The sequence below is a fragment of the uncultured Chitinophaga sp. genome (assembly GCF_937874145.1).
In the GTDB taxonomy this organism is placed as follows: Bacteria; Bacteroidota; Bacteroidia; order Chitinophagales; family Chitinophagaceae; genus Chitinophaga.
Window position 1 is genome coordinate 1 of record NZ_CALNBI010000375.1, and the last position, 7,427, is coordinate 7,427.

Here is a 7,427-nt window from a genome sequence, read left to right on the forward strand (position 1 = left end):
TACTGCTGATCGTATGGTCGCCGAAAGTACGGTTGTAATCCAGTATCCCCTGCAGGTAAACAAAGGTAGAAATGACGCGGTTACCCGGCGTAAAGTCGAGATATTCCGTGGCTTCGCCGGGCTTGTTGTTCAGCCAGACCAGGCGGAACTGGTCCGTTTTCCGGTCATAATCACCCACCTGGTAGTAAAACGGATTGTACTGGCGTACAACATCAAAGAAAGAATAGCGGTTGGTCGTTACCATCCCGCGGAAATTCAGCCCTTTGGTGATAAACGAGAGATTTTGCGTCAGCTCCACCTGCGCCGACATCCGTGAACGGGAGAAATTCTTGTACCCGCGCAACAGCTGCGCATAGGGATTGGTACCGAGCAGTCCGGTTTCCAGCGGTTTGTTACCGAAGAGAATATGTTTTTCGAACAGGGTAGAAGAGTCCGGGGTGTAATACGCCGGGAAGTCAACAGGGCTCGTATGCATCACCTGCGAGTAGAGGTCTGTTCCATAAGAAGCGTCCTGTGTAACGGGGCCTGTATACTCGTCGAAATTACCCGCCAGCCGCACCACCATTTCCGTGGTTTTGGTCAGGTTGATGTTGACATTGGAGCGTAGCTGATAGTTATCAAGTTTGACATTATTATTGAAGTTGTTGACCGGGCTCACTTTCAAAATACCATTGTCTCGGTTGAAGGAACCCGCCACATAATACCGCGCCACTTCCCCCCCGCCGCTCACACTAAGGTTGGCGCGCTGGTTGTTCGTGCGTTTCTTAAACAGCTCGTTCATCCAGTCTACCGCCGGATACACGAATTTGTTGTCGCCATTGATGGTATGATTGATCTTGTTCTGGTCATAGCGCGGTGCGCCGAGGGAATCCCTCGTCATGATGGCTTCATTGAACAGATTCATGTATGTTACCGGATCGGCCATTTCGATGTTTTTCGTGGCCTGGGAGATGGAGTTCTCGAAGCGGAAATTGATTTTCGCCTTACCTGCGCGGCCCTCCTTCGTGGTCACGAGGATAACCCCGTTGGCGCCACGGGCGCCGTAAAGTGAAGTGGCACTCGCGTCTTTCAGGATGGAAAAGCTGGCGATATCGTCTACCTGAAGGCGGGCGAGATCGGTGGCGGTCAATTCCACGTTATCAATCAGGATGAGCGGATCCTGTTTATATCCGAAAGTCGTTACGCCGCGGACGAAGAAACTGGCGTTGTCCTGTCCCGGCTGGCCGCTGCGCTGGTATGCGATCATGCCCGCCACTTGCCCCGCCAGCGCCGTGGTCAGGTTGCTGGAAGGAATTTTGAGATCTTTGGGGTTGACGGTCGTTACCGCTCCCACAATGGCTTCGCGCTGTTGCTTTTTGCCGTAGGCAGTGATCACCACGTCGGACAGCTGGCTGACTTTTTCGCGCAACACCACATCGATGGAGGTTCTGCCGGCCAGGGGAATGGTCACGGTTTCAAATCCCATCAGCGTAAATTGAAGCGTGGCATTGGGTTTTGCATCCAATACAAAGCGGCCGTCGGCATTGGTGGTGGTGCCCTTGCCGGTGACGCCGGCTACCAATACGGTAACACCTGGCAGACGTGCGCCGGCGGAATCCTTTACACTGCCCGTCACCGTTACCTGCCCGCTGTTGTCCTGCGCGCCGGCCCATTGCGGCGCAACCAGCAGGAACATAGCAACGATTAGCAATTTCAATACTGATGGAAAAAATGACGGCAAAGCATCTTCACCAGGTGGCGATGTTTGCTGCCCTCCTGGAATGGAGCATACGTGGATACATTTCATAGCTGAGATTTTAATGCATTTGGTTGATTGCGTCTAATGCGTTATTTCTACGGGCTCAAATATAGCAGTATCTTTCCTTCCGGAGAATGGATAGGATTGGGGAATTGATGGACAATCTTATGGTCTCCCGGAACGACCCTCCCGGGTCCCTAAAGAGAAAATAACATATGCAAATCATCATATTGTATCAGTTTCAACCTTCCCATAACGCGCAAAAAATGGACTATTTTACGCCCTTAAACAACAACAGGCAGAGAGACGGCGGCAGGTTGGAGGGCCGCAATTTATGATGGGCGGCAAGTGCCCAACCGATTTCTTTCCATAATTTTAGAGCGTAAAATCAAACCAATCATGAAAGCAATCCAGATCCTGCCTGCAGTGCTCCTCCTGCCGGCGCTCGTACATGCCCAAACAAAATACACCGTAAAGGGTAAAGTAGGCAAGCACAACGAACCCGTTAAATCTTACCTCGTTTATAGCGTAGACGGCGAACAGAAGCGCGACTCCGCCATCCTGAAAAACGGCGAGTTCTCTTACTCCGGCACCGTTCCCGGTATCACCAAAGCCACGATCCTGTTCAGCTACGGCCCGGACGCACCGCGTTCCTCCAACGAACAGCTGAAAATCTACCTGGAGCCCGGCACCGTTACCATTAAAAGCGCCGACTCCCTGAAGAACGCTTCCGTGAAAGGCGGTATCCACACCAACGACCAGGTAGCCCTCGACGCCCTGCTGAAACCCGTTGGCGAGCGTAACAAAGCCCTCATGGCCCGCTACTACGCTTCTTCCCAGGAACAGAAAAAAGATTCGGTTTGGATGGCGGCTATCATGGCTGAAAGCAAACAAATCAACGACGACGAAGAAGCGATCCTGAAAAAATTCGCCGAATCGCATACTAAATCCGCAGCCGGCCTGGAAGCCCTCAAAGCAATGGCAGGCTCCGTTCCCGACTACGCCACTATTCAGCCCATGTTCGCCAAACTGGCCCCGGCAGTACAATCCAGCCCGGACGGTAAAGCTTACGGCGAATTACTGGAAAAAGTGAAAGCCGTTTCCATCGGCGCTATCGCTCCCGATTTCACACAGAACGATCCTGAAGGCAATCCCATCGCCCTGTCCTCTTTCCGCGGTAAATACGTGCTGATCGATTTCTGGGCTTCCTGGTGCGGCCCCTGCCGTGCAGAAAACCCGCACGTCGTAAAAGCGTACAACGAGTACAAAGACAAAAACTTCACCATCCTCGGCGTTTCCCTCGACCAGCCCACCGCCAAAGACAAATGGCTGAAAGCGATCGAAGACGACGGCCTCACCTGGCCCCAGGTGTCTGACCTGAAGTTCTGGAAAAACGAAGCGGCTGCACTCTACGCCGTTCGCGCTATCCCGCAGAACTTCCTGCTCGACCCGCAGGGTAAGATCATCGCCAAAAACCTCCGTGGCGATGCGCTGGCCGCCAAACTGGCCGAAGTGATCAAATAAGCGTACCACAGTTGATTGATAAAAAGGGCTGCACGGTGTATACCGTCAGCCCTTTATGTTTATGGAAATCAATGCGGAATTTATTTCCCCAGCCATTCTTTGAACCCGGCCACACGGTCGCGGCTCACTTCCAGGTCCACGCCGGGCGCGGGCTGCAGGTCGAGCTTGAGGCGGCCGCTGAACCAGGGGTGCACCCTGCGCACGCTCTTCACATGCACTACCAGGTGCCGGCTCACGCGGAAAAACTCCTTCGGCGACAACTGCTGCTCGATCGCCGAAAGGTTCTCTTCCATCACATGCTTTTTCCCTGCGAAATCCAGGCCGAACACCAGCTTGCCGTCGGCGTACAAACACGCCAGGTCTTCCGTGTTCACGTAATACAACTGTTGCCCGCTCTTTACGAGGAAGCGTTCCTTGTACGCCGCGGGCTGCATGGATTGCAGGAGCTGGTGGATCTTATCTTCCCAACCTGCCGCTTCGGCCTTCGGGCGGCAAAGCTGGCTGAATTTGGCCAGTGCCTGGTGCAGCTCGTTTTCGTCGAGCGGTTTGAGGAGATATTCGATGCCGTTGTTGCGGAAGGCATGCAGCATATACTGGTCGTAGGCTGTGGTGAAGATGACGGGCGCGGTGAGGTGGGCCTGCCGGAAGATTTCCAGGCTGAGGCCATCGGCCAGCTGCACGTCCATGAAAATGAGGTCCGGCATCGGAAAGAGGCGGAACCATTTGGCGGATTCCTCCACGCTGTCGAGCACCGCCAGCACTTCCACCGGTTCGGAATGGCGGCCCAGCAAGGTTTTGAGCTTGCTGGCGGCGGGGGCTTCGTCTTCTATAATCACCACTTTAATCATGAGGCGGGAAATATGGGTAATAATACGATGAACTGATCTGCCGTTACCACCGACTCCACTTCTTCCGCCTCACGGATCAGCCGCACGCGGGATTTGATGTTTTCCAGTCCTTTCCCGGTAGAGGGCACGGCATGTAATTTACGTTGCAGGTTATTGGTGACCACGATCTTGTCCTGCACCACTTCTATCTTCACGTTCAGCGGCTTGGCCGATACCACGTTGTGTTTCATGGCGTTCTCCACCACGATCTGCAGGGCAAAGGGAATGATCTTCCGCTCGTGGTACGTTTCGGGCACATCGATCGTTACGCGCAGGTTGTCGCCGAAACGGGTTTTGAGCAGGTAGACGTATGCATCAAGCAGGCCGAGCTCTTCCTTTACCGTTACCAGCGTTGTGTCCTGCACCTCGAGCATATGCCGGTAGAGTTTCGACAGCTGCTGGATGAAATGCTCCGCCTTGTCCGGATCGCTGTGCACCACGGAGCTGAGGGTATTGAGGTTATTGAAAAGGAAATGCGGGTCCACCTGGCTTTTCAGCGCCCTGATCTGCGCCTGCAGGCTTTCGTTCCGCAAATCTTCCTGCCCCTGCATCGACAGCCGCAATTGCGCCTGGTACCAGATCACTTCGTATATACCCGCGATAATGAGCGTATTGATGATGCCCAGCACATTAAGGTCCGGGTACGGCAGCTGGAAATCCGACCAAATCGGCGGCGTAAAACCGTTGAAGTTCGATACCGAGAAAGTATATACGAACATCAGCAGGCAGGTCAAAAAGATCCGTTTGGGCGCCTGGCCGAGCTGGGGGAATTTCTTCCGCATGCGGATGATGATCCACCGGTTGCCGAGCCAGAAAATGGCCGTGATGGCTGTTGAGAAGGCAAAGATGAGCCAGCTGTACCGCGGCTCACGGGAGAAGGTCACGCCGAGGTACATGATAGGCGTGAGGAATCCCATGAGCGGGATGCCCAGCAGCACAAACCATTTGTCGTTGAATCCAAGCGCTGTTTCGTTTTTGCGCATATGCCCCGTCTGCTTTTAAAAGGTAAACTGGTAGTTAACGTTGGGAAACAGCCCGATCTGGTTGACGTCCGTGATCTTGCCCGTTTCCACATTGATCGTGCGTGTATAAATATTCTTCCTCGCGGTGAGGTTCTGTAAATCTATAAAGAATTTCTGAGTGGTTTTGCCCAGTTCCCAGGTGAATGAAAATTTCAGGTCCCACCGGAAATACATATCATTCCGCATCGAATACGCCTTGTCTTCCTGGTACTTCACATACCCCGCGGCAATCGTTCCCTGCTGGTCGAACGGCGTGTACCACTGCCCGCCGGCCAGGCTCACCTTACTATCTGCCCCTACCGAAAACCCCGGCTTCACCGTCCATTCGCGGCCGATGAGGAAGTTGGAAACATACTGCGAATTGAAAGCCGTATTGCGCCAGATCTTATCGCTGCCCTGGTACTTTGAGTCGAACAGGCTTTGGGTGAACAGGAAGTAAAAACCGTTGTGCAGGAACTTCTCCAACGTCAGCTCCACGCCGTAATTACGGCCGCGGCCTTCGTTGAAAAGGTTTGGCTTGTCCGGGAAACCGAAATCGGCGCCAAAATTCAACATGCTGAAAGTAGACGGCTGCCTTTCCACCGGCGCGTCGTACAGGTGCTGGTAATATGTTTCCGCCTTGAAGCGCAGGCGCTCGCCCAGCAACAGGTCGTACCCCAGCACGGCATGCAGGGCGCGGGTGGGCGACAGCTCCTTGTTGGTCAAACTGCCGGCGGATTCATTGAAATACACCTCCAGCTGCTGCAACTGGCTGTGCATGCCCAGCCCGAGGTTGAGCGACTGCTTCTTCGATACGTCGTATTTCATATTGAAGCGCGGCTCCACGATGGATTGCCCGTTCAACCCGAAATACTGTCCATATACACCGGCGTTGAACGTAAGATCGTTGCCCGCGCGGTGCTGGTAGTTCATCCAGCCTTTCCCCAGCCAGGCGCTGTTGCTCGCGTTTACCATATCGCTCAGTTCGTCGTCGCCGTCTTTGATGCGGCGGTTGCGCATATCCAGCTGCATCTTTTCGCCGGAAGCGCCCACGCTGAACTGGTTGCGCGCATTGAACTTGTGATCGACACGGTATCCGAAACTGGTGCGGATCAGGCTGTAATCCAGGTCCATTTTGCGTTTGCCGCGTATTTCATCTTTCATCTCGAAATTATCCGTTTTGCTTTCCGCGGCGGAAATGGCGGCGAAAGCGCGGCCGTATGTTTTCGGGGAGAAGTTGATGCTGTGCGTAATGCCCGCCACGCCGGTATTGGAGGTGGTGAGCACTTCATTGTCGCCGGAATTGTACAGGTCGGTGGAATCTTCCGAGGGGATGAAATGGATATTGCTGAGCCCGCCCATGGCAAACACGCCGAAGGTCCCGGCTTTTTTGGTGGGCAGGTTGATCTTCATGGTGAGATCCTGGTATTTCGGCACGCTGGCGCCCGTTCCCACACTTAATCCCAGCGCATGCACCGCCGCGATGAGGGAATAGCGGTAATCCACCAGGAAGGAAGCCCCGCCGCGCTTGCCCAACGGGCCTTCCACCGCGGCTTCGAAACCGTTGAAGCCTACCTGCGCCAGCATTTCGTAACGGTCCTTGTTCCCGTTGCGCAGCCGCAGGTCGAACGCTCCCGCCAGCGCGTTCCCGTAATCGGCCGGGAAGGCGCCCGTGAGAAAGGAAGAGGTGCGGAGGGTATTGGTATTGAGGATGGTCACCGGCCCGCCCGTGGCGCCGAACGTACTGAAGTGGTTGGGATTGGGAATGTCGACGCCTTCCGCCCGCCAGAGCACGCCCGAAGGCGAGTTGCCGCGGATGATGATATCGTTGCGGCCGTCGTTGGCCCCGGAAACGCCCGCAAAATTTTGCGCCATGCGCGCCGGATCGTTGCGGGTACCGGCATAGCGCATCCCTTCTTCGATATTAAGTTGCCGCGCGCTCGACAGCGCCAGCGGGCTCACCGGCCCTTCGCCGCGCTTCACGGTAATTTCAGCGCCTTTCAGGGTGATGACGGTTTCGGTAAGGGGGATTTCCAGCACGGTTTCCTTACCGGCGTTTACTTCCACGCCCTGCAGCACCACGGGCTCGTAGCCCATCATGCTGATCTGCACGGTATGGCGGCCCACGGGGATCTCCGTGATCCGGAACTCGCCTTTTTCGTTGGTAGCCACGCCTTTACCCAGGTCAGGAAAAGAAATGGCCGCGCCGGGAAGGGGGAAATGGGTCGCGCGATCGGTAATCACGCCTTTAACGGTTTGCCTAGGCAGCGGTTGCGC

General features: G+C 55.0%; 5 protein-coding genes. 1 reads left to right on the plus strand and 4 read right to left on the minus strand.

From position 1 onward, the window contains the following. Positions 1-1,675, minus strand: a 1,675-nt coding sequence (locus Q0510_RS18340) for a SusC/RagA family TonB-linked outer membrane protein (RefSeq protein ID WP_298715103.1), incomplete at its 3' end; no start/stop codon positions are given. A gap of 462 nt (positions 1,676-2,137) precedes the next feature. Between Q0510_RS18340 and Q0510_RS18345 the strand changes: the two genes are divergently transcribed. After that, the gene (locus tag Q0510_RS18345) at positions 2,138-3,262 is read left to right on the plus strand and encodes a TlpA disulfide reductase family protein (protein WP_298715106.1); all 1,125 of its coding nucleotides are present in this window, start codon (positions 2,138-2,140) and stop codon (positions 3,260-3,262) included. Positions 3,263-3,342: 80 nt separating this feature from the next. Here Q0510_RS18345 and Q0510_RS18350 read toward each other — a convergent pair whose 3' ends face one another. The 3 genes from Q0510_RS18350 to Q0510_RS18360 form a co-directional block, all read right to left on the minus strand. After that, a complete protein-coding gene (locus tag Q0510_RS18350) occupies positions 3,343-4,110 on the minus strand; it encodes a LytTR family DNA-binding domain-containing protein (RefSeq protein WP_298715108.1) in 768 nt (255 codons plus the stop codon). After that, positions 4,107-5,132 carry a histidine kinase gene (locus Q0510_RS18355; protein WP_298715110.1) on the minus strand — a complete coding sequence of 342 codons (1,026 nt, stop codon included), beginning with the start codon at positions 5,130-5,132 and terminating at the stop codon, positions 4,107-4,109. Before Q0510_RS18355 ends, Q0510_RS18350 begins: the two co-directional genes overlap by 4 nt. Before the next feature lie 15 nt (positions 5,133-5,147). Continuing rightward, positions 5,148-7,427 (minus strand): TonB-dependent receptor (locus Q0510_RS18360; protein ID WP_298715111.1); only part of this gene is annotated, 2,280 nt, incomplete at its 5' end.

Coding starts and splice junctions, on each gene's coding strand:
- Q0510_RS18345 (WP_298715106.1), top strand. CDS start 2,138: ATGAAAGCAATCCAGATCCTGCCTGCAGTGCTCCTCCTGCCGGCGCTC.
- Q0510_RS18350 (WP_298715108.1), bottom strand. CDS start 4,110: ATGATTAAAGTGGTGATTATAGAAGACGAAGCCCCCGCCGCCAGCAAG.
- Q0510_RS18355 (WP_298715110.1), bottom strand. CDS start 5,132: ATGCGCAAAAACGAAACAGCGCTTGGATTCAACGACAAATGGTTTGTG.